A 20656-nucleotide genomic window follows, 5' to 3' on the forward strand; every position below is an offset into this window, starting at 1 on the left:
GGTGCGGGGTGGAGCAGCCTGGTAGCTCGTCGGGCTCATAACCCGAAGGTCGTTGGTTCAAATCCAGCCCCCGCTACCAAACTGAATATAGAAGCTCAAAACAATTTATTGTTTTGAGCTTTTTTATTGGGTCATTAATACAACGTCCCATAGCGTTGCAGAGCATCTTCTTTGCTGATGAATTCAGCACTAATCAATTCCCAATGTTGTTCGCTATCCATAACGATGTTGCAGCCGAGTGCTTGGCTGTGGCCATTTTCCAAAGCAAACATTGACCGACCAGCTTGTCGGACAGTGGAGAAGTAGCGGTCTAAACTCAGGTCAATCGTTTTTTCGGGGTGGGTGTTTTCAACATAAATTCGCAGTCCTCCTCGTTGTGTACAATCACTACTGGTATCTTTGTCTTCAAGCGTTTTAAAGACAATAAAATCAGCAGCAGCGTTGTCATCGGCTAGAGCGACTTGACCGGCGACATTGATAGATGAGAAAAATAAAATGAAAATTGATGTTAATGATTTCATAAAGCGTTTTCCTGCTGTTTTTTTCAATTGGAAGTTGACTCACTCGGTTATGGATAGTTTTGTGATTGAAAATAAAAGGTATATTTCATATTGATTGAATCCTTTTTTTCATGATCTAAAAATGACAAGATATTGAGCTAAAAGTGAGAGAAAGCAGTTTAAGTTGCTGTGCTGGGTAGGTATCTGTTAATATTCTGTGCTTTCTGGAGAGTTATCAGTACTGGGGACATGTGTATTCCGGCGCAGATACTTATGGCAGAGCGGTGAACATCAGCCGCATGACAATATTTTGAATTCCGGGCCCCTGTATGGGGTTTTTGTTTTTCTGGAGAATTGATTTAGGCCGAGAGGCTTAATACATACTTTATGGCCATTACTGATCAGATTGAACAACTTGTTGAGTCGTCGATAGAGACGCTCGGATACGAATTGGTAGGCGTTGAATATATTCAAGGCGGCCCTGATCCGATCTTGCGTATCTACATCGATGCTGAACAGGGGATTGGTATAGAGGACTGTGAAAGGGTTAGCCATCAAGTGAGCGGTATTCTTGATGTTGAAGAACCTATCCGTAGCGCCTATTTGCTGGAAATATCCTCACCAGGATTTGATCGACCTTTATTTAAGGCTCGGGACTTTGAAAGATTTAAAGGTGCTGAAGCGAAAATATCCATGAAATTACCGGTCAATGGCCGACGCAATTTTAAAGGTATTTTAGAAGGCTTTAGTGATGGTGACATCTTAATAGAAGTGGATGGTGAGGTGTATGCCTTACCTTTGGCAAAGTTAGCAAAAGCAAGACTTGTTGCCTAAAAAAAGCGTATTATTAGCGGTTAATAATTGAATACTGAGCTGGATTGGTCTGCTACGTAATCCACTGGGGGCGTGATGAATAACAAAGAAATTTTATTGGTTGTCGATGCCATGTCTAATGAAAAAGGCGTGGGTAAGGAAGTCATTTTTCAGGCAATTGAAGCGGCGTTAGCAATGGCTACGCGTAAACGCTATGACATGGCATTGGATGCACATGTGCAAATTGATCGTGTCACAGGTAATTACGAAACTTTCCGTCAATGGCTGATTGTAGAAGATGAAGACTACCAATCACCAGAAACAGAAATTACCATAGAAGATGCTCAAGAGAAAAAAGCAGATGCAGTTGTTGGCGATTACATTCGTGAGCCGATGGAGTCTGTAGAGTTTGGTCGTATTGCGGCGCAAACTGCAAAACAAGTTATTGTTCAAAAAGTACGTGAAGCTGAGCGTGCACAAGTGGTCGATCAGTATCGTGAAAAAGTCGGTCAGATGATCCACGGCACAGTTAAGCGTGTAGAACGCGGTAATGTCACCTTGGATCTAGGTGGCAATGCTGAAGCATTCTTACCTCGTGAAGAAATGATTCCACGTGAAAGTTTCCGGACCGGTGACCGAATTCGTGGTTATTTAAAAGAAATCAGACCAGAAGGTCGTGGCCCTCAACTTATTGTAAGTCGTGTTGCACCTGAGTTGTTAATTGAACTTTTCCGTTTGGAAGTCCCTGAAATCAGCGATGGCATGATTGAAATCAAAGGTGCTGCTCGTGATGCCGGTTTGAGAGCTAAAATAGCTGTATTAGCGAAAGAGTCTCGCATTGACCCGGTTGGTGCCTGTGTTGGTATGCGTGGCTCACGTGTACAGGCTGTGACCAATGAGTTGGCTGGCGAACGTGTTGATATTATTCTCTGGGACCAAGATGTTGCTCGTTTTGCGATTAATGCAATGGCTCCTGCAGAAGTGTTATCTATCGTTGTAGATGAAGATGCACATAGCATGGATATTGCAGTTGAAGATGCACAATTATCACAAGCAATTGGCCGTGGTGGTCAAAATGTACGTTTAGCTAGTCAGTTAACCGGTTGGGAACTCAATGTGATGTCAGCATCTGATGCTGATAAAAAAGCAGAATCAGAAATCGGTGCTCTGATCAAAACATTTATGGCGGATTTGGATGTCGATGAAGATGTCGCGTTAATCCTGGCTCAGGAAGGTTTCTCTTCGCTTGAAGAAGTGGCTTATGTGCCTGAACATGAAATGCTAGATATTGAAGAGTTTGATGCAGATATCGTCGCTGAACTGCGTTCAAGAGCTAGAGATGTTCTATTAACTCGAGCGATTGCTAGTGAAGAACAACTTGAATCGGCCGAACCCACACAAGAGTTGATTGATATGGAAGGTATGACACGAGATCTCGCGTTAACCTTAGGAAGTAAAGGTATCACTGATCTTGATGATTTAGCTGAGCTTGCTGTTGATGAGCTAGTTGAAATAGGTGATATGGATGAAAAGCAAGCTGCTGCACTTATCATGAAAGCCAGAGAATCGTGGTTTGCTGACGAACAAACAGATGCAGGGGAGTAACCAATGAGTGACATGAGGGTTAAGGACCTAGCTGGCACAGTCGGAATTACAGCTGAACGCTTGGTCGAACAGCTGAACGAAGCAGGGATTAACGTCTCAAAGCCTGATGATTTCATCACCGAAGATCAAAAACAGACGTTATTACAATTCTTGCAACAGCGTCATGGTAAATCTGGCGATGGTGAAACTACCACACCGAAGAAAATTACACTGAAACGTAAGTCTGTCAGTGAAATTAAATTAGGTGGTGCTGCTCGTGGCGGTAAAAGTGTCAGTGTAGAAGTTCGCAAAAAGCGAACCTACGTAAAACGTGATGAAGTTGAAGATACAGCCAATAACGCTGAACAAACACCTCAATTGAGTGTGGCTGAACAACAAGCTGCAGAGGTAGCGAGGCTTGAGGCTCTTCGCTTAGAAGAAGCTAAGCGTCGTCAGCAAGAAGACGAAGCGCGGCGTTTACGAGAGTCAGAGGAAGAAGCCGCTGCAGTGGCTGCTGCTATTGAAGCAGAAAATAGAGCTTCAGAAGAAGCTAAGCTAGCAGCAGAAGAAGAGAGAAAAGCCCTGGAAGAAGAAGCTAAATCTAAGAAAGCTGAAAAAGCAATTGAAGAAAAAGTGAATCCTAAACCAAAGCAAACAACAGAAAAAACGTTATCGGCCTCACAGCTCGCTCATAAAAAGCTTGAAGAAGCCGATGCGAAACGCCGTGCTGCTAACCTAGCTCGAATAGAAGCTGAAAAGGCACTTGAAGCCAAGAAAAAAGCGCGCGAAGAAGAAGAGGCTTTAGAAAAAGAAAAAGAAAAAGCTCGAGCCGCAGCCGCTGAAGCTCAAGCCAAAGAGCAGAAAGCCGGTGTGCGTAAAACTAAAGATGCCGAAGCGAAACATAATCGTGATAAGTCTGGCCGTAAAGGTGGTCGTAACGATGATGATTTCGAGCGTAAAGAGCTCCATGTGACCGAAGGTAAAGGTGGTCGTCGTAAGAAGAAAAAAGGCGGCGGTGCATCTAAAGTTTCTGTAAGTAAAGATCAGGAACATGGTTTTTCTAAACCAACGGCGCCTGTTGTTCGTGAAGTGAATGTACCTGAAACGATTAGTGTTTCTGACTTGGCTCTACGAATGTCAGTTAAAGCCGCTGAAGTGATTAAAACCCTTATGGGGCTTGGTACGATGGCGACGATTAATCAGGTCCTGGATCAGGATACGGCGATTATCGTTGTTGAAGAAATGGGCCATATTGCGAAACCGATTCTGGAAAATGAAGTTGAACAAGCGCTTCAAGTTTCCGATGAGAATCAGGGCGAAGCTGTTCCAAGAGCACCGGTTGTTACCGTTATGGGTCATGTTGACCATGGTAAAACATCATTGCTGGACTATATTCGTCGCACTAAAGTAACTTCTGGCGAAGCCGGTGGTATTACACAACATATCGGTGCTTATAAAGTCGAAACCAGCCGTGGACAAATTGCTTTCCTTGACACGCCTGGCCATGCTGCTTTCACTGAAATGCGTTCTCGCGGTGCTAAAGTGACGGATATCGTTATCTTGGTTGTTGCCGCTGATGATGGTGTTATGCCGCAAACAATTGAAGCTATTCAGCATGCGAAAGCGGCTGAATCAATGATCATTGTTGCTGTGAATAAGATCGATAAGCAAGACGCTAATCCAGAACGTGTTAAACAGGAGCTGGCTAATCATGAAGTCATTCCTGAAGACTGGGGTGGTGATGTGCAATTTATTCCTGTCTCTGCATTGACAGGCCAGGGAATTGAAGACCTACTGGAAGCAATTTCTATTCAGGCTGAAGTAATGGAACTGAAAGCACCTGAAGAAGGTCCTGCACACGGTACGGTTATTGAGGCTCGTCTGGATAAAGGTCGTGGTACGGTCGTAACTGTTCTGGTACAGCAAGGTACGCTAAATAAAGGCGATATCGTTGTCGTAGGTCAGGAGTATGGTCGTGTCCGGGCTATGTTTAATGAAACAGGTGAACAGCTGAATCATGCTGGTCCATCAACACCAGTAGAGTTACTTGGTTTATCCGGTACTCCAGCAGCAGGTGATGAGCTTCAGGCTGCACCAGATGATCGTACCGCACGCGAAATTGCTAACTTCCGTCAAACCAAAGCCAGAGAGCAAAAAATGGCTCAACAGCAAGCGGCTAAATTGGACGAAATGTTCAATAAAATGGAAGAAGGTGACGTTAAAACACTTAATGTGGTTATTAAAGGCGACGTTCACGGTTCTGTTGAAGCGGTTAGTCAGGGACTACAAAAACTGTCTACAGATATGGTTAAAGTCAGAGTGGTTGGCTCAGGTGTTGGTGGTATTAATGAAACCGATGCTCAACTTGCGGCCGCATCTGATGCGATTCTGATTGGCTTTAACGTTCGTGCCGATAATGCAGCGCGAAAAGTGATTGCTGAAAAAGGTCTGGACGTTCAGTACTTCAGCATTATTTACGACTTGCTTGATGTCGTGACTAAAGCAATGACAGGTATGCTTGAACCTGTATATAGAGATGAGATAATTGGTCTGGCTCGAGTTGATGATGTATTCAGATCGCCTAAGTTTGGTGACATTGCCGGTTGTTTGGTTGTTGAAGGTACGGTTAAACGTAATAACCCAATTCGTGTACTACGTGACAATGTCGTTGTTTACGAAGGTGAACTCGAATCATTACGTCGTTTCAAGGATGATGTTAACGAAGTGAATGCGGGTACCGAATGTGGTATTGGTGTGAAAAACTACAAAGACGTTAAACCTGGCGACCAGATTGAAGTCTATGAACGTGTATTGATGAAACCGACCCTGTAATGGCAAGAGAATTTAGTCGTACAAATCGCTTTAGCGAAGTCATAATGAGAGAACTCGCGTTGATGCTTCAACGCGAGATTTCTGATCCACGTGTGGGTATGGTCACCGTCTCACATGTCGATGTCACTTCAGATCTGAAATATGCCAAAGTCTATGTAACGCGTTTTAATGGTTTCGAAGACGAGCAAGATATTAAAGAATGTCTGGCCGGATTAAATAGTGCCTCTGGTTATCTGCGCAGAGGTCTGGCGGGTCGCGTTAAACTCAGGAATATGCCTGAACTCCAGTTCTTCTATGATAAAACCTTAGAACATGGTTTTCATATGGATGATCTCATTGCCAAAGCGAATGCTGATATTCGTCGGGATGACGAAGACTAATTTATTCAGCAATGGCAAGACGACATAAAAAAGGCCGGGATATCACCGGTATTGTGATCATTGATAAACCTACTGGTCACAGTTCAAATCATATTCTTCAACGCGTTAAACGACTGTTTGATGCAAAAAAAGCAGGTCATACAGGGAGTCTTGATCCGCTAGCAACAGGTGTTTTGCCGGTCTGCCTGGGCGATGCTACCAAATTATCCAGTTATTTATTGGATGCTGATAAACAGTATCTGGTGACTTGCCAATTAGGCATTGTCACTGACAGTGGTGATTCGGATGGCAATGTCATCAATGAAATGCCTGTGCCAGAATTTAACGAAGATACATTAAGCCAGGTCACCCAGCAATTTCTAGGCGAAATCGAACAGGTTCCGCCCATGTTTTCTGCTCTAAAACATCAGGGCCAGCCGTTATACAAGTTGGCAAGACAAGGTATTGATGTTGAGCGAAAAGCGCGCCGCATTTTTATCTATGCTATCGATATAATCGATTGCCAGTCTGATCGCTTCACCTTATCCGTACGCTGTAGCAAAGGTACTTATATTCGTACCTTAGTTGAAGATATTAGCCATGCTTTAGGAACCGGTGGGCATGTCATCATGTTAAGAAGAACAGCGGTAGCAGGCTATGATTTATCAGAAGCGATAACCGTTGAAACCTTGCAGGAAATGGCCGACAAAGATGGTTTTGTAACATTAGATGCCAGCTTGCAGCAGGCTGAAGATGCTTTACCTGACTGGCCTGCAATTGTGCTTGATGAAGAGGGCACAAAAAGTATCGGTTTTGGGCAATCGGTCACTGTGCAAACACCCTTTAAAAGCGCAAATGTCAGATTATTTAATATGAATAATCAATTTCTTGGCCTAGGTGAGATGTCAGCAGAGGGAGTAGTAGCACCGAAGAGATTATTCGCGAATGCGGTGTCTTAACTTACGCCTTGTTTCGTATTAAGAAAGTCGGTAGAATTCCTACCTTCAAAAAGGTTGGCTGTTCTGGTGTGAAGTAGCTGGGGCAGTTCAGAATTTAACTAGTAGCGAAAGCTATATAAAGTTGGAGTATTTAATGTCTATTTCTGCACAACAAAAGAAAGAACTTATCACTAAATTTGCTCGTTCAGAAGGTGATACTGGTTCTGCTGAAGTACAAGTTGCTTTATTAACAGCACGTATTACAAACTTGTCAGAACATTTTAAAACAAACATTCACGATCATCATTCACGTCAAGGTCTGTTAAAAATGGTTAGCAGCCGTCGTAAAATGTTGGACTATCTGAAAAAGACAGATATCGAACGTTACCGTGCACTGATTGCTGAATTAGGTTTACGTCGCTAAGTTGATTTTGGTGACTCAGAATATGCAGCCAATGTGGCCGGTCAATTCGGCGACCTCAAGGCAGGATATATAAAATATGCCCCTGAAGCTATAACGGTTTCAGGGGCATATTCATTTTTAGATTTATGAATTCATATCAGTTGTGGAACGGGTCCATAACTGACAACAGAGAAGAGAAGGAAAAAAGAGTGAACTCAGTAAAAAAGACAGTTCAATACGGCCAGCACACATTAAGTTTAGAAACGGGGAAAATTGCACGCCAAGCGGGTGGTGCAGTTATCGCAAGTCTTGGTGAAACAGCAGTTTTAGTCACCGTTGTCGGTAAAAAAGAGGTTAAACCAGGCCAGGACTTTTTTCCATTAACAGTTAATTATCAAGAACGTGCTTATTCAGCTGGTAAAATCCCTGGTGGCTTTTTCAAACGTGAAGGACGTCCAACAGAAAAAGAAACACTGACTTCACGTCTGATTGACCGTCCTCTTCGCCCATTATTCCCAAATGGCTTTATCAATGAAGTTCAGGTTGTAGCCACAGTGATTGGTCTGGATCCAGAAATTGATCCTGATATTCCTGCAATGATTGGTGCATCTGCTGCCTTAGCTATTTCTGGTATCCCATTTAACGGTCCATTAGGTGCTGCGCGCGTAGGTTATATTGATGGCGCTTATGTTTTAAATCCAAATAAATCACAACTTGATAACAGCGCGTTGGATTTGGTTGTTGCGGGTACTGAGTCAGCCGTATTAATGGTTGAATCTGAAGCCTCTGAACTGCCTGAAGAAGTGATGCTGGGTTCAGTTATGTTCGGTCATCAGCAAATGCAAACAGCGATGGACTTGATTAAAGCATTGCAAGCTGAAGCGGGCAAACCTGCATGGGACTGGACGGCACCAGAGAAAGACGAAACCTTGTACAACATGGTTAAAGAACAAGCCTATGCTGGTATTCAAGCGGCATACGCGATTAGCGACAAACTGGCTCGTCTGGATGAACTGAGCAAAGTTAGAAACGCGGCTGTTGAAGCACTGGTCTCTGATGAGTCTGAATATGATGAAGAAGAGGTGAAAGGTGTTTTCTCCAAGCTTGAAAAAGAATTAGTTCGCGGCAGAATTATTGCTGGTGAACCACGTATTGATGGCCGTGATACTGCCAGCGTTCGTCCTATCTTTGTCGAAACAGGCCTGGTTCCACGTGTTCATGGTTCTGCATTATTCACTCGTGGTGAAACGCAGGCTATTGTCATCGCGACATTAGGTGCAGAGCGTGATGCTCAAACGATTGATGCGGTTGAAGGTGAATACCGTGATCGCTTTATGTTGCATTACAACTTTCCTCCTTACTGTGTAGGTGAAACCGGTATGGTGGGTTCGCCAAAACGTCGTGAAATTGGTCACGGTAAATTGGCGAAACGTGGCGTGCAAGCGGTTATGCCAACTGCAGCTGAGTTCCCCTATGTGGTTCGTGTGGTCTCTGAAATCACTGAATCAAACGGTTCAAGCTCAATGGCCTCTGTTTGTGGTACTAGCTTGGCATTGATGGATGCTGGTGTACCTATCAAAGCGCCTGTTGCTGGTATCGCGATGGGGTTAATCAAAGAAGAAAATGGTTATGCTGTTCTGACAGATATCTTGGGTGATGAAGATCACTTGGGCGATATGGACTTTAAAGTGGCTGGTACTGAAAAAGGTGTTACAGCGCTGCAAATGGATATCAAGATCGAAGGTATCAATGAAGAAATCATGCGCACTGCATTAGCACAGGCACGTGATGGTCGTATGCATATCCTGACAAAAATGAATGCGGTCATTTCTTCACATCGTACTGAAATGTCTGAGTTTGCACCTCGCATCATCACCATTAAAATCAATGCAGATAAAATTCGCGATGTTATTGGTAAAGGTGGTGCTACTATCCGTGCAATTACCGAAGAAACAGGCGCTACAATCGATATCCAGGACGACGGTACCGTGATGATCTTCTCTTCTGATTACAATGCCGGACAACAGGCATTACGCCGAGTAGAAGATATTACCGCTGAAGTTGAAGTTGGCAAGATCTATGAAGGTCGCGTCGCTAAATTAATGGACTTTGGTGCGTTTGTCACCATTCTGCCTGGTAAAGATGGTCTGGTACACATTTCTCAAATTTCTGAAGAACGAGTTGAAAATGTGTCGGATAAACTCTCTGAAGGGGATTTAATCCAGGTGAAAGTTCTGGAAGTTGATCGCCAAGGCCGTATTCGTTTAAGTATGAAAGCGGTTAATGAAGAAACAAAAGAAGAAGAATAAATTTTTCTTTAATGTGTTCTGAAAAAGCCCCGCAATGCGGGGCTTTTTTTTATCAAAATAAATATAAATTTTTATCACCATTCAGACAATCACAGACCTGAGCAGACCTTATATAAATAGGAAAGAGTTCCTCTTGATAAGCTAAATGATAACGATTATCATTGATAAATTGAAAAGGGGGATTTATGGCTCAAGAAAATGACGCAGTAAGTGCAGCAGAGAATATTGGCAATAGTGCAGACACAGCAACGAATGTAGATTCTGCTGCCAATGCTGATCCAAGTGCAGTTACTACAGGGATAACTGATGCATTGAATGGTACGGATGTCAGTACCTTAACTCAGCAGCAACCTGATGCGCTTATGTCTCAATTTGCTGAATTCATGCATGTTGGCGGTCCGGTTGTCTGGATTCTAACGGGATTTTCGGTTATCGCTTTAGCGATTGTGTTAATCAAACTTTGGCAGTTTATGTCTACGCGTCCAGAGTCTGCAAAACACCTCAAGTCTGTGATTCGTGACTGGCAAAAAGGTGATGCGGCTGAAGCCATGGTGAGACTCAATCCAAAACGTCCGGTAGATGAGTTAGTCTTAATCTCTATTCGTGGTTTAACACAACATAAAATGGATTTGGCCACGTTAAAAGAAGAGCTGGATCGTGTTGCAACGCTTCGTCTCAATCAATTACGTGCGTATTTACGACCATTGGAAGTGATTGCCACATTAAGTCCATTATTAGGTTTGTTAGGTACTGTACTAGGAATGATCGTAGCTTTTCAGCAAATGGAAGCAGCGGGAAATCAGGTTGATCCTTCTGTGTTATCAGGTGGTATCTGGCAGGCATTGTTGACCACTGCTGTCGGTCTTGCTGTCGCTATTCCTGTGGTGACTGTACATAACTGGATGGAACGTAAGGTTGAACGTGTCGCTGCATTAATGAACGACACCGTCACACAAATCTTTACTGTTGAACGTGCTCAGCCTGTTTCTGCAGATAATAAAACCATCCGCCATGCTGCTTAATACTGAACAGCCAAGACATAAAAGGGCGATTAGTCTGACACCACTGATTGATGTTGTGTTCATTCTGCTATTATTTTTTATGCTCTCGTCCACCTTTATTCAGTGGCGCCAAATTGACGTATCGGCCCCGAGTGAATCACAGTCTGAATCACGTGATCAGCGTGTGGTAACGCTGATATCTAACGACGGCAAATATAAAATCGGCAATATGACCTTATCTCTTAAAGATATGGATTCTGTTATGACAGTCGTTAAACAGGATCCTGAAGCCGTGTATGTCATTGATGTGAAATCAGGTATTGAAACGCAAACAATGATTGATTTACTGGATGCATTTAAACAAGCTGGTGCCAAATCAGTCAGTCTGGCTGGAGTGAACTGATGAAAGTCGCGCAAACAATTCAACATAAAAAACCAGATCAGGATGATAGTCTGGTACCACTGATAAATATTGTTTTTTTAATGCTTATCTTTTTTATGGTAGCAGGCCATATCAGTCAATCCGATCCAATTAAAGTCCAACCGCCTTTATCGTCTAGTGAGACAAAACAGATAGAGCAGCCTCTGGTTATTGTGGTATCTGACAATGGTCAAGTAGCGATTGAGCAGGACATTGTGGACGATAATGCATTATTACCCGTTATTAACAAGCAATTTGAGGCTGCAGCAGATAAAGACAAGTTTCGTATTTTAGTCAAAGTGGATGGCAGTTTGCCTGTCGAACGCTTACAGTACGTATTATCGATTATCAAACAGTCAGGTATTAAACGTGTTTCACTAGCCACACAAAAACAAGCGGAAGTGTCATGACAAAACATCGTTATTGGATATTTGCGCTGTTTATAGCGGTTGCTATTCACGCCGCAGGCTTTGCTTTCTTTACTTATCATGCTGAAGACGATGATGGAGCTGAACTTGAGGGATTGCAGGGAGTAGAAATTGATCTCGGTATGCTGGGTGATCTTGGTGAAGTAGAGAAAACGGAAGAACAATCGACTGAAACCGAACCAGAGCCGGAGCCACAGAAAGAGCCAGAACCTGAACCTCAGCCCGTAGTGGAACCTGAACCTGTTGTTGAGCCTGAGCCGGTGATTGAGCCGAAAAAAGTGGAAGCAAAACAAAAAACAGAAACAAAAGTAAAAGCACAACCGAAGCCTAAACCACAAAAAGTGGTTGAAGAGGTAATTGAGAAAGAAGTAGAGCCGGTTAAGCCAGTTAAACAGCACACTGTAGCCAGTAGCACAACAAGCACAAGTGATAATAAACAAACATCACAGAAAAAGACTACCGGCCAAGCTAGTACTCAATTGAGTGGTGGTCAAATTGCTGCACAGAAATCGTATTACAGTGAACTCGCTGCTACGCTTGCTAAGCATAAGCGCTACCCTATGGCATCCAGGCGTCGTGGTGAAGAAGGGATTGTTAAACTCTTTTTTATTGTCGATCGTACCGGCAAGGTGCTGGAGTTTCGTATTACAAAAAGTTCAGGTTCAGCACGTTTGGATGAAGCTGTAATTAGCATGTTAAAAAAAGCACAGCCACTGCCATCGTTTCCTGATGATATGACGCAGTCTCAGCTCGAAGTTAATGTGCCTATTGCTTTCCAGTTAAATTCATAAGCTGATATTGATTTGATAATTGCTAATGGTGGTTAATATGCGTTCAATCTGGGTCGTCGCTCACCGCTGGTTTGGTCTGGCTACGGCAGTTTTTCTGTTTATTGCTGGACTGACCGGGGCGATCATTTCATGGGATCATGAGGTCGATGAGTGGTTAAACCCTCAGCTTTATAAAGCAAAAACACAAAGCCTAGATAACGATTTGGTGAGTCCGTTAACACTTGCAAACAAATTCGAAGCGGAAAACCCACAGTTAATGGTCAGCTTTATGCCACTCAATATTGAAGCTGATCATAGTTTATTGATGACAGTGATGCCGAGACCTTTACCTGAAACAGGTAAGGCAGCACCTGTTGATTTCAATCAAGTTGCGATTGATCCTGCGACGTCAGAAGTCCAGGCAAACAGAATGTGGGGCCAGATATCACTGAGTCGAGAGAATATTCTTCCTTTTTTATACAAGCTACATTACAGCATGCATATTCCAGATGGTTTTGGTATAGAGCTAGGTATTCTCTTTATGGGAATTATTGCTATTGTCTGGACGATAGATAGCTTTATTGCATTATGGATTAGCTTCCCAAAAGCCAAAAGTTGGAAAAAGTCATTCCGGTTTCGCTGGAAAAAAGGCGGTTACAAATTAAACTTTGATTTGCACCGTTCTGGAGGCGTTTGGCTCTGGGGATTTGTAGTGATATTGGCTGTTACATCGATTTCGATGAATCTGAATAACGAAGTGATGCGACCAGTGATATCTGTTTTTTCTGAACTGACACCAACACCATTTGATCAGCGTACGCCCACAGCATTGGATGAGCCGGTGAATGCTGAACTGACACGCGAACAAATTTTACCCCTTGCGCGTGAGCAGGCCGATAAAATGGGGATTACAGATCCAGCCGGCGGTATTTTTTATGCATCTCACTACGATGTTTACGGGGTTGGTTTTTATAGACCAGAGAATGATCATGGTGATGGTGGTTTAGGTAATCCATGGCTGTATTTTGATGGTAAAAGTGGTGAATACCTTGGTGGTAAATTGCCGGGACAAGGAACTGCCGGAGATATTTTTATTCAAGCCCAATTCCCATTACACTCTGGCCGCATCATAGGTCTACCAGGGAGAGTGATGGTTTCTATCATGGGACTGATGATAGCGATTTTCAGCGTCACCGGTATTATTATCTGGGCAAAAAAACGCCGTGCCAGAGTCTCTACCCGAATCAATCAAGCGCTGAGTATGTCTTCTTCTCTCCACTAACATAGATAATGCTATGCTAGCTTCATTTGAATAAATGAAGGAGATATTATGCGTATTGATTGGCATCAGGTTTATGCCGCCATTTGGCGAAGCCGGAGTCAAAAGTTAAAGCCGGTGGTTCGCCTTGACGCTGTTCGAATGGATGAACTGCAGGGAATCGATAGACAAAAACAAGCTATTATTGAAAACACACAGCATTTTCTGGAAGGCAAAACCAGCAATCATGCCTTGTTATGGGGAGCGAGAGGTACAGGTAAATCTTCTCTGATTAAGGCGCTCCTGAATGAAATGGCACCTCAAGGCTTACGTATCATTCAAATTGATAAAGATGATCTGAGTTTTCTGCCTGAAATCCTTGATGAGTTGGAAGAAGAAAGTGAGCAATTTCGCTTTATCATTTTTTGTGATGATCTATCGTTTGAAGCCGGTGAATCCAGTTATAAACCATTAAAAACCTTACTGGAAGGTGGATTGGAACTGCCCCCTGAACATGTCAGACTTTATGCTACATCAAACCGACGTCATCTATTGCCAGAAAAGCAGTCTGAAAATCAGCTAAGTGGATTAGTCGATGGTGAAGTGCATTATGCTGATAGCCTGGAAGACAAATTAGCCCTATCGGATAGGTTCGGACTGACCTTATCTTTCTACCCAGCTAACTGGGAAAATTATTTTGCTATAGTTGAAAAATTATTTGCCGATATCAGTACTGATAAGAGTCAATTACATGAGGCTGCCCGCCTTTACGCGATGGGAAGGGGGAGCCACAGTGGTAGAACGGCAAAACAGTTTTATCAATATTATCGTGCTCAGTTTTAGCTATAACCACACGAATGCTTGGTTGATTATTGATCATCTGTTTGGCTAAATGAAATTAAACAATGAATGATGATGTCTAGCATCTAAATACTTACTTTTATTCATTGATATAGAGTAGCGTGGCTGTAATTTCATAAAGGATTATCGAAATGAATCGAGACAATTCTTTTTTCGAGTTTGACGCCGAGAATACTATTTCCTCAACGTCGAAAAAGCCGCGTTGGTTAGTCCTCAGTGTAGAGGATAATGACACTTTTCAACAATCATTAGTCAATGCCTTATCAAGAATGATTGTACAAGGGCATACCATGGAAGTGCTCACAGCCTCTTCAGCAAAAGAGGCTCGACTTATCCTGGAAAAGCGTCCAGATATTAATTTGATACTCCTCGATGTTGTTATGGAATCGGATGATGCTGGCTTACGCTTAGTTGATTACATCCGCAGTACGCTCAATAATCCTATTATTCGAATTATTTTACTAACCGGGCAGCCCGGAGTCGCCCCCAATCGTGATGTGATGGAGCAGTATGATATTGACGATTACTGGTCTAAAACCGACTTGGGTGAAGAGCACTTATTCAATGTGATGAATGGTAATCTGAAAACCTGGCGTCGCATGAACGAGTTAAAAAGTGCCCGTCAGGGATTAGAAAGAGTCGTCACTGCTTCACAAGCCATTTCAAGACAGAACGACTTACCCCATTTTTCGCAAACTGTGCTTGAAGAAATCGACCGGATTATCGGGATCACCGACGGCGGTATTATGAGTTTGAAAATGACGGAGTCGCTTGATTTAGAAAAAGGCTCCGCCGTTTTAGCGGCAACAGGCCAATATCAACCTTATGTAGGTCAATCAATTACTATTCTGGAAAATGAAATCCTGTTAAAAAGAATAAAAAAAACGATACAGCAAAAACAGCACATGTTTGTAGGACGCTATTCGTTATTGTATTTTTCATTTAAACAGCCTAATCCGGTTTATTATCTAATTGTCGTCAAGTCCGCCACAGCATTAACTGAGTCAGATATTCACTTACTAAAGGTCTTTGGCGAGAATATCTACAATGGTTTTGCCAATATTGCACTCACAGAATATTTAAACGAACTGGCATTCAAACATTGGCAAACCGGGATATATAATCGGAACTGGTTTTGTCAACAACTGGTTGCTGATGAGTATTGGGTTGAGCAGGCACAAATTGTTTTAATTTCGATTGATAGATTCAGTGATATTACGGTGACTTTTGGTGAGAAGTTTGCCGTTCAATTATTAAAGACAGTGCACGACGAGTTATCACAAGTTGAAGGAATACAAGCGATAGCCATCATCAGTCGGGACGCATTTGCAATTTTATTGGATAAGTCACATGTACTATCTGCTTCAAGATTTGATGAGATATTAGGTAAGAAAAACCAGATCCAGCGTCGTGAGCATAAGATTATTGCGAAAGCAGTTTCAGCTCAGTTAGATCCATCATTGAACCGAAGTCCCGAGCGTTTACTTGGACAAATGGAGAGTCACCTATATCGTCTCAGAGCCGTCAGTAGCAGCCATTTTCACCACGTTTCGTTAGACAACGAAGCCATGTTTTCTAAGCATTTGGAAATGTTGAATGATTTCAATATTGGTCTGACAAAAAATGAAATACACGCCTACCTTCAACCCAAAGTCGATATGGTGAGCGGGAGATTGATTGGTTTTGAGGCACTGGCACGCTGGTTTAAATCAGATGGTGAAATGGTACCGCCAGATATTTTTATCCCTATTGCTGAAGCATCAGGCTTAGTGGAGCAGTTAGATAAAGCCATATTATTGCAATGCTGTGCGGCCATCAAACAATTACAGGCTGCTGGGATAAGTGTACCTATTTCTTTTAATGTCTCCTGCCATGAATTATTACTCAGTGATTTTTCCTCTACTATTCTGTCATTACTTGAGGCAGAAGCTATTTCGCCGCATCAGGTCGATATGGAAATAACTGAAACCTTAGCCATGATTGATTATGAGCAGGTATCAGCAACATTGAGAAAGCTGATTGCTCTTGGAATGGATGTGAGTATTGATGACTTTGGTACTGGTTTCTCTTCTTTATCACATGTGACAGAACTGGCTGCAACTACCTTAAAAATTGATAAATCGTTCGTGCAGTATCTTGGTGAAAGAGAATCGTCTGAACATGTGGTAGATATGATCATACGGGTAGCGACACGGTTCGGACTCAAAGTGATTGCTGAAGGTGTCGAAACCACACTGCAAAGGGATAAGTTGATTGAACTTGGATGTACTTTAGGGCAGGGCTATTTTTATGCCAGACCAATGCCTATTGATGAGGCGGTTGTGTGGGCACTAAAACACCAGTAACAGCCTCTGAAACCAAGGGATTTGATCTGCCATTAATATTCAGAAATGTATGGCAAAGCCTGGTTATTCTCTATCTGCCCATTTTCTTTGTTATCAGCTTTCTCAGTTATCACATTTATCTTCAAATACTTGAATCAAATTATCAGCCGTATTTTGAAGCACAGCAAAATCGGCTCGATAATGCTATGAATACTTTTTCAAGAGAACTGGGACATATCCAACAGTTAATTCGTCTGCTTCGTTACAATCAACAGTTTGAACAATCATTGCCGTTTGGCCAGCCGCCGGATTTTTCTTCAATAGAAAAGATGTTTACTGATTTCTCAAACGTTTCATCTTATATCAGTCAGGTGCGGTGGCTGGATAAGCATGGGATGGAAAAAGTCCGAGTCAATATCAATGGCGATGACATCATCGTTGTTGAGCAAAAACAATTACAAGATAAATCTAAACGCGACTATTTTCAGGCAGGGATGAAGCTTCGGGGAGATGACGTATTTATTTCAGCAATAAACCCCAATATTGAAAATGGGAAAGTCATCATCCCTCTGGAAAAAACTATCCGGGCAGTGATGCATACTGCGCCGGAGGATGGTTTACAGGATGGGGTGTTAATCATCAATTTTGTGTTAAATGATATGCTTGAGTCCCTCAACCAGGGGCAAAGCAATAAATTACGCATAATTGATAATAAAGGTTATTGGATTATGCATCCTAATGCTTCGCTTGATTTTCGTTCGTATACAGACTACCTCGTCAGAACGAACACCTTACTACAAGCTGATGTCATCAGAACTATACTTAAGCAACAGCCATTACATAACTTCATAAAAGACAACAGGCTGATCAGTTACAGTGTTATAGATCTTGGTGATAATACGGCCGAGAGTCGTCACCGCCTGTTTTTTATTGATAGCTCCGAACCGGATTTATTAAATGATGTCGAGCAAAAAGTTGCTTTAATTGTCTTTAGTCCGGCTATATCGATTTTGCTGATTGTCTTGTTTTTGATTTGGCGTTTTCTTCACGATGGACGAAAACAGTATGACTTGTTCAGAGAACTGGCTATAGAGAAAGAGGCATTATCTCTCTCTAATCAACAATTAAAGATTGCCTATGAACAACAACAGCAAATGCAGGACTCCATGGTCGAACTGCGTAAGCTGTCTTCAATGGGGATGATGGTGGCAGGTTTAGCTCATGAATTAAATACGCCGTTAGGCGGTGCTTCACTGACATTATCGAGCCTTGATTCATCCCGTAGACAACTAGCTTTAGCGGTCACGGAGGGGTTGAGAAAAAGTGATCTTCAGGATTATTTAACACAGACGGCCGATACGATTGAACTTGCTCAAAAAAATCTACGAAGAGGCATTGATTTAGTCACCAGTTTTAAACGTCTGGCGGTTGACCGACATACTGATGAGGCAACAGAATTTGATTTAATGCTGGTGATTAAAGATGTCACCACAACGTCTTTACCCAGACTGAAGGGGTTGGATATTCGTGTGGATATATCTGGGCCTGAAGAGCTAGTGATACAGAGTTACGCTGGCATTATTTCGCAGTTATTCCAGAACATGATTGATAATGCGATTGCACATGGTTTCGCTGGACGTGCTGGCGGGCAAGTTCAGATAGACGTTTTTCAGGAAACACTAGATCATGTGACGGTAACAATCTCTGATAATGGCAACGGTATTGAGGCGGATCGATTGAAAAAAATCTTTGATCCGTTTGAAACTAACGCGAGGGGAGAAGGACACACAGGGCTGGGATTACACCTTTGCCATCAGTGGATCACACAGTTGTTACACGGCTCAATTAGCGTAAGCTCACAGCCTGGTAAAGGCACTTCCTTCATACTGGTTATTCCTGTTCAGCTGAATGAGCCGGGATAATCGATAACGTCGCAGTGTGGCCGTCACTATTTACTTGATTTTGATACTGCCACTGCAATTTACGACAAAGTTGTTCGGTGAGTTGCAGGCCTAAACCAAAGCCCTGATCTTCGCTGCTATTACCTTTATCCGCTTGAGTGGAATGATTACGAATGCTGATCTGCGCACCATGCTGTTGAATACTGACATGGCCATTCCAGGTATGCTGAAAGGCATTTCTTATCAGGTTGCCAATGATGATTCTTGCTGCCACGGAAGACTCATGCAACTCACATGCTTGTGTTTCAACTTGGATAGTAACGGGTTTGCTTTTGAGCAAATAACGTAATTCATCGACTAAGTTATCGATTAATTCATCCAGACGAAAATGCTGTTTGACCAATGAGTCAGTCTCATCACGATTTAGCCACAATAATGTTTCGCACAGATTCTGCATCGTCAGGCTGGCGCGTTCAATTCGTTCAAAAATTTCCTGCTGCTTATCGGGTAAAGCGCTGGACTGTTTTTGCTGAATTTTATGCATTAATTCCACATTATTTCTGATCACACTGATAGGTGTGCGTAATTCATGACTGGTAAAGCGTAAGAATTTTTGTTCGCGTTCCATCGATTCATTGACGGATGATAAAGAACCCTTAATCAGCTCCGCCATCTCATTAAGCTCTGGATAGGCAAAATCAGGCGGTGATTGTTTTAGTGTTTCTGGGCGAAGTTCATGTGTCCATTTTGTAAGTTTTGAGACCGGCTGCGATAAACGTTTCATCAATAACCAGGTCACCAGCGCGAGGAGCAGGGTAATACCCATACTCAGGCTGATAATAAGCTGGCGACTCTGTCTGGCATTTTGACCAACTAAGGGTGAAGCATCCGCCCTGGTAAAAGCACGACTGACAAAATAAGTCTGACCTTCTACTTTCAATTTGATCAGAAAATACATTAGATAAGGACGTTTTCCAGGTTCAGCCTGTTTACGTTGCTTATGTAACACACCAAACCGTTTGGGTTCTCTAAAGTAGGTTTTTATCTGTTCGGTCTGCGCTTCCCAAGTTTGCGTGACAGTGTAATTATCAACATTGCCTGGATTTGCCTTTCCCTCTTTTATGCCACTAAGATAATCTTCCGCTGCGTTCTCCATATTGGCTGAAATAATGCTATCCATGCCACGGAAAAAGAAATGAATACTGAGCATAGAGTAACCCGTAACAATGGTTATTCCGAGTATCAAAAAAGACAGAGCGATCCAGAGTTTGAGGCTGAGTTTAAGTTTCATTTCTTAGTGCAAACCCATGGCCGGAAATGGTGTGAATTAAATTTTTATCAAATGGCGCATCAACGGCTTTTCTTAGATGAAACATGTGTACTTTGAGACTGTCGCTATCAGGTGGTGAATCGCCCCAGATAGCGGCTTCCAGTTTTTGTTTGCTTACCACATCGGGGTAAGCACGCATTAAGACTTCTAATAACTGCCAACTGGTTGGTGAAAGTTTTAAGTTCAGTCCTCGGCGAGTGACAGTTTTTGTCTGAAGATCCATAATTAAATCATCGCATTGCAAGCGTTGCACCTGACCACTACGACGACGTGCCAGTGCCTGAATACGTACAACCAGTTCATCCAGATCAAACGGTTTGACCAAGTAGTCATCTGTTCCAGTGTTAAAACCGGTAATTTTGTCACTGATTTGGTCACGTGCTGTCAGCATCAGAATAGGGATATCATAACCTTGTCCGCGTAATCGCTCACACACTGTCAGACCATCCATTCTGGGCAGATTTAAGTCCAGTAACAATACATCATAGTGATTGTCCTGACTTAACTGTAGGCCGGCAATCCCATTACTGGCATGATCACATTCGATATTTTCTAAACTGAGATAATCAATGACCGTTTCAGCCAGGTCGAGGTCATCTTCGATTAATAACACATGGAACATGG

The 20656-nt window shown here is 42.7% G+C and carries 18 protein-coding genes and 1 tRNA gene; 16 read left to right on the forward strand and 3 right to left on the reverse strand.

The genetic code is table 11. The features are described 5' to 3' along the window. The first annotated feature begins 2 nt into the window (after window positions 1-2). Window positions 3-79, forward strand: a tRNA-Met gene (locus tag QQL60_RS01495). A gap of 55 nt (window positions 80-134) precedes the next feature. Here the strand turns inward: QQL60_RS01495 and QQL60_RS01500 are convergent. Continuing rightward, window positions 135-521 (reverse strand): hypothetical protein, encoded by a 387-nt coding sequence (locus QQL60_RS01500; RefSeq protein ID WP_284451765.1) that lies wholly within the window; start codon window positions 519-521, stop codon window positions 135-137. A gap of 366 nt (window positions 522-887) precedes the next feature. On the opposite strand from QQL60_RS01500, the gene rimP reads away from it, so the two are divergent. The 15 genes from rimP (at window position 888) to QQL60_RS01575 (ending at window position 18723) form a co-directional block, all read left to right on the forward strand. Beyond that, window positions 888-1334, forward strand: coding sequence for a ribosome maturation factor RimP (gene rimP / locus QQL60_RS01505; RefSeq protein WP_007145771.1), 447 nt, complete (start codon window positions 888-890; stop codon window positions 1332-1334). 75 nt (window positions 1335-1409) lie between these two features. After that, a complete protein-coding gene (nusA, locus tag QQL60_RS01510) occupies window positions 1410-2918 on the forward strand; it encodes a transcription termination factor NusA (RefSeq protein WP_007145770.1) in 1509 nt (502 codons plus the stop codon). Between the two features lie 3 nt (window positions 2919-2921). Further along, window positions 2922-5729: a translation initiation factor IF-2 gene (gene infB, locus QQL60_RS01515; RefSeq protein WP_273182292.1), complete on the forward strand. Its 2808-nt coding sequence runs from the start codon at window positions 2922-2924 to the stop codon at window positions 5727-5729. Next, window positions 5729-6109 (forward strand): 30S ribosome-binding factor RbfA, encoded by a 381-nt coding sequence (rbfA, locus tag QQL60_RS01520; protein ID WP_007145768.1) that lies wholly within the window; start codon window positions 5729-5731, stop codon window positions 6107-6109. The genes infB and rbfA overlap by 1 nt, the downstream gene beginning before the upstream one ends. A gap of 11 nt (window positions 6110-6120) precedes the next feature. Beyond that, the gene (gene truB / locus QQL60_RS01525; protein WP_007145767.1) at window positions 6121-7047 is read left to right on the forward strand and encodes a tRNA pseudouridine(55) synthase TruB; all 927 of its coding nucleotides are present in this window, start codon (window positions 6121-6123) and stop codon (window positions 7045-7047) included. Between the two features lie 133 nt (window positions 7048-7180). After that, window positions 7181-7450: a 30S ribosomal protein S15 gene (rpsO, locus tag QQL60_RS01530; protein WP_007145766.1), complete on the forward strand. Its 270-nt coding sequence runs from the start codon at window positions 7181-7183 to the stop codon at window positions 7448-7450. Between the two features lie 188 nt (window positions 7451-7638). Continuing rightward, the gene (gene pnp, locus QQL60_RS01535) at window positions 7639-9738 is read left to right on the forward strand and encodes a polyribonucleotide nucleotidyltransferase (RefSeq protein WP_007145765.1); all 2100 of its coding nucleotides are present in this window, start codon (window positions 7639-7641) and stop codon (window positions 9736-9738) included. Between the two features lie 185 nt (window positions 9739-9923). Continuing rightward, window positions 9924-10760: a MotA/TolQ/ExbB proton channel family protein gene (locus tag QQL60_RS01540; RefSeq protein WP_284722187.1), complete on the forward strand. Its 837-nt coding sequence runs from the start codon at window positions 9924-9926 to the stop codon at window positions 10758-10760. After that, on the forward strand, window positions 10750-11142 hold the full coding sequence (locus tag QQL60_RS01545; RefSeq protein ID WP_007145763.1) for an ExbD/TolR family protein: 393 nt from the start codon (window positions 10750-10752) through the stop codon (window positions 11140-11142). Before QQL60_RS01540 ends, QQL60_RS01545 begins: the two co-directional genes overlap by 11 nt. Next, entirely contained in the window at window positions 11142-11570 is a 429-nt protein-coding gene (locus tag QQL60_RS01550) for an ExbD/TolR family protein (RefSeq protein WP_284722188.1), read from the forward strand. Before QQL60_RS01545 ends, QQL60_RS01550 begins: the two co-directional genes overlap by 1 nt. After that, window positions 11567-12379, forward strand: a complete 813-nt coding sequence (locus QQL60_RS01555) for an energy transducer TonB (protein ID WP_007145761.1) — start codon at window positions 11567-11569, stop codon at window positions 12377-12379. Before QQL60_RS01550 ends, QQL60_RS01555 begins: the two co-directional genes overlap by 4 nt. A gap of 37 nt (window positions 12380-12416) precedes the next feature. Further along, window positions 12417-13640 (forward strand): PepSY-associated TM helix domain-containing protein, encoded by a 1224-nt coding sequence (locus QQL60_RS01560; RefSeq protein ID WP_007145760.1) that lies wholly within the window; start codon window positions 12417-12419, stop codon window positions 13638-13640. Window positions 13641-13688: 48 nt separating this feature from the next. Continuing rightward, window positions 13689-14459 (forward strand): ATP-binding protein, encoded by a 771-nt coding sequence (locus tag QQL60_RS01565; RefSeq protein ID WP_007145759.1) that lies wholly within the window; start codon window positions 13689-13691, stop codon window positions 14457-14459. A gap of 149 nt (window positions 14460-14608) precedes the next feature. Continuing rightward, window positions 14609-16822, forward strand: coding sequence for a bifunctional diguanylate cyclase/phosphodiesterase (locus QQL60_RS01570; protein ID WP_284722189.1), 2214 nt, complete (start codon window positions 14609-14611; stop codon window positions 16820-16822). Continuing rightward, entirely contained in the window at window positions 16801-18723 is a 1923-nt protein-coding gene (locus tag QQL60_RS01575) for a sensor histidine kinase (protein WP_284722190.1), read from the forward strand. Before QQL60_RS01570 ends, QQL60_RS01575 begins: the two co-directional genes overlap by 22 nt. Here the strand turns inward: QQL60_RS01575 and QQL60_RS01580 are convergent. Together QQL60_RS01580 and QQL60_RS01585 are read right to left on the reverse strand one after the other, a co-directional pair. Then, window positions 18692-19993, reverse strand: a complete 1302-nt coding sequence (locus QQL60_RS01580; protein WP_284722191.1) for a sensor histidine kinase — start codon at window positions 19991-19993, stop codon at window positions 18692-18694. The genes QQL60_RS01575 and QQL60_RS01580 overlap by 32 nt on opposite strands. Continuing rightward, the gene (locus tag QQL60_RS01585) at window positions 19983-20654 is read right to left on the reverse strand and encodes a response regulator transcription factor (protein WP_007145755.1); all 672 of its coding nucleotides are present in this window, start codon (window positions 20652-20654) and stop codon (window positions 19983-19985) included. Before QQL60_RS01585 ends, QQL60_RS01580 begins: the two co-directional genes overlap by 11 nt. Between the last annotated feature and the right edge of the window lie 2 nt (window positions 20655-20656).

The sequence above is a fragment of the Methylophaga thalassica genome (assembly GCF_030159795.1).
GTDB classification, from domain to species: domain Bacteria; phylum Pseudomonadota; class Gammaproteobacteria; order Nitrosococcales; family Methylophagaceae; genus Methylophaga; species Methylophaga thalassica.

What these genes read in the sequence shown, in the direction of transcription:
- QQL60_RS01550 (WP_284722188.1), top strand. Translation starts at nt 11,142, where the DNA reads ATGAAAGTCGCGCAAACAATTCAACATAAAAAACCAGATCAGGATGAT.
- QQL60_RS01545 (WP_007145763.1), top strand. Translation starts at nt 10,750, where the DNA reads ATGCTGCTTAATACTGAACAGCCAAGACATAAAAGGGCGATTAGTCTG.
- infB (WP_273182292.1), top strand. Translation starts at nt 2,922, where the DNA reads ATGAGTGACATGAGGGTTAAGGACCTAGCTGGCACAGTCGGAATTACA.
- rbfA (WP_007145768.1), top strand. Translation starts at nt 5,729, where the DNA reads ATGGCAAGAGAATTTAGTCGTACAAATCGCTTTAGCGAAGTCATAATG.
- QQL60_RS01585 (WP_007145755.1), bottom strand. Translation starts at nt 20,654, where the DNA reads ATGTTCCATGTGTTATTAATCGAAGATGACCTCGACCTGGCTGAAACG.
- nusA (WP_007145770.1), top strand. Translation starts at nt 1,410, where the DNA reads ATGAATAACAAAGAAATTTTATTGGTTGTCGATGCCATGTCTAATGAA.
- truB (WP_007145767.1), top strand. Translation starts at nt 6,121, where the DNA reads ATGGCAAGACGACATAAAAAAGGCCGGGATATCACCGGTATTGTGATC.
- QQL60_RS01560 (WP_007145760.1), top strand. Translation starts at nt 12,417, where the DNA reads ATGCGTTCAATCTGGGTCGTCGCTCACCGCTGGTTTGGTCTGGCTACG.
- QQL60_RS01540 (WP_284722187.1), top strand. Translation starts at nt 9,924, where the DNA reads ATGGCTCAAGAAAATGACGCAGTAAGTGCAGCAGAGAATATTGGCAAT.
- QQL60_RS01570 (WP_284722189.1), top strand. Translation starts at nt 14,609, where the DNA reads ATGAATCGAGACAATTCTTTTTTCGAGTTTGACGCCGAGAATACTATT.
- QQL60_RS01555 (WP_007145761.1), top strand. Translation starts at nt 11,567, where the DNA reads ATGACAAAACATCGTTATTGGATATTTGCGCTGTTTATAGCGGTTGCT.
- rpsO (WP_007145766.1), top strand. Translation starts at nt 7,181, where the DNA reads ATGTCTATTTCTGCACAACAAAAGAAAGAACTTATCACTAAATTTGCT.
- QQL60_RS01580 (WP_284722191.1), bottom strand. Translation starts at nt 19,993, where the DNA reads ATGAAACTTAAACTCAGCCTCAAACTCTGGATCGCTCTGTCTTTTTTG.
- QQL60_RS01500 (WP_284451765.1), bottom strand. Translation starts at nt 521, where the DNA reads ATGAAATCATTAACATCAATTTTCATTTTATTTTTCTCATCTATCAAT.
- QQL60_RS01565 (WP_007145759.1), top strand. Translation starts at nt 13,689, where the DNA reads ATGCGTATTGATTGGCATCAGGTTTATGCCGCCATTTGGCGAAGCCGG.
- rimP (WP_007145771.1), top strand. Translation starts at nt 888, where the DNA reads ATGGCCATTACTGATCAGATTGAACAACTTGTTGAGTCGTCGATAGAG.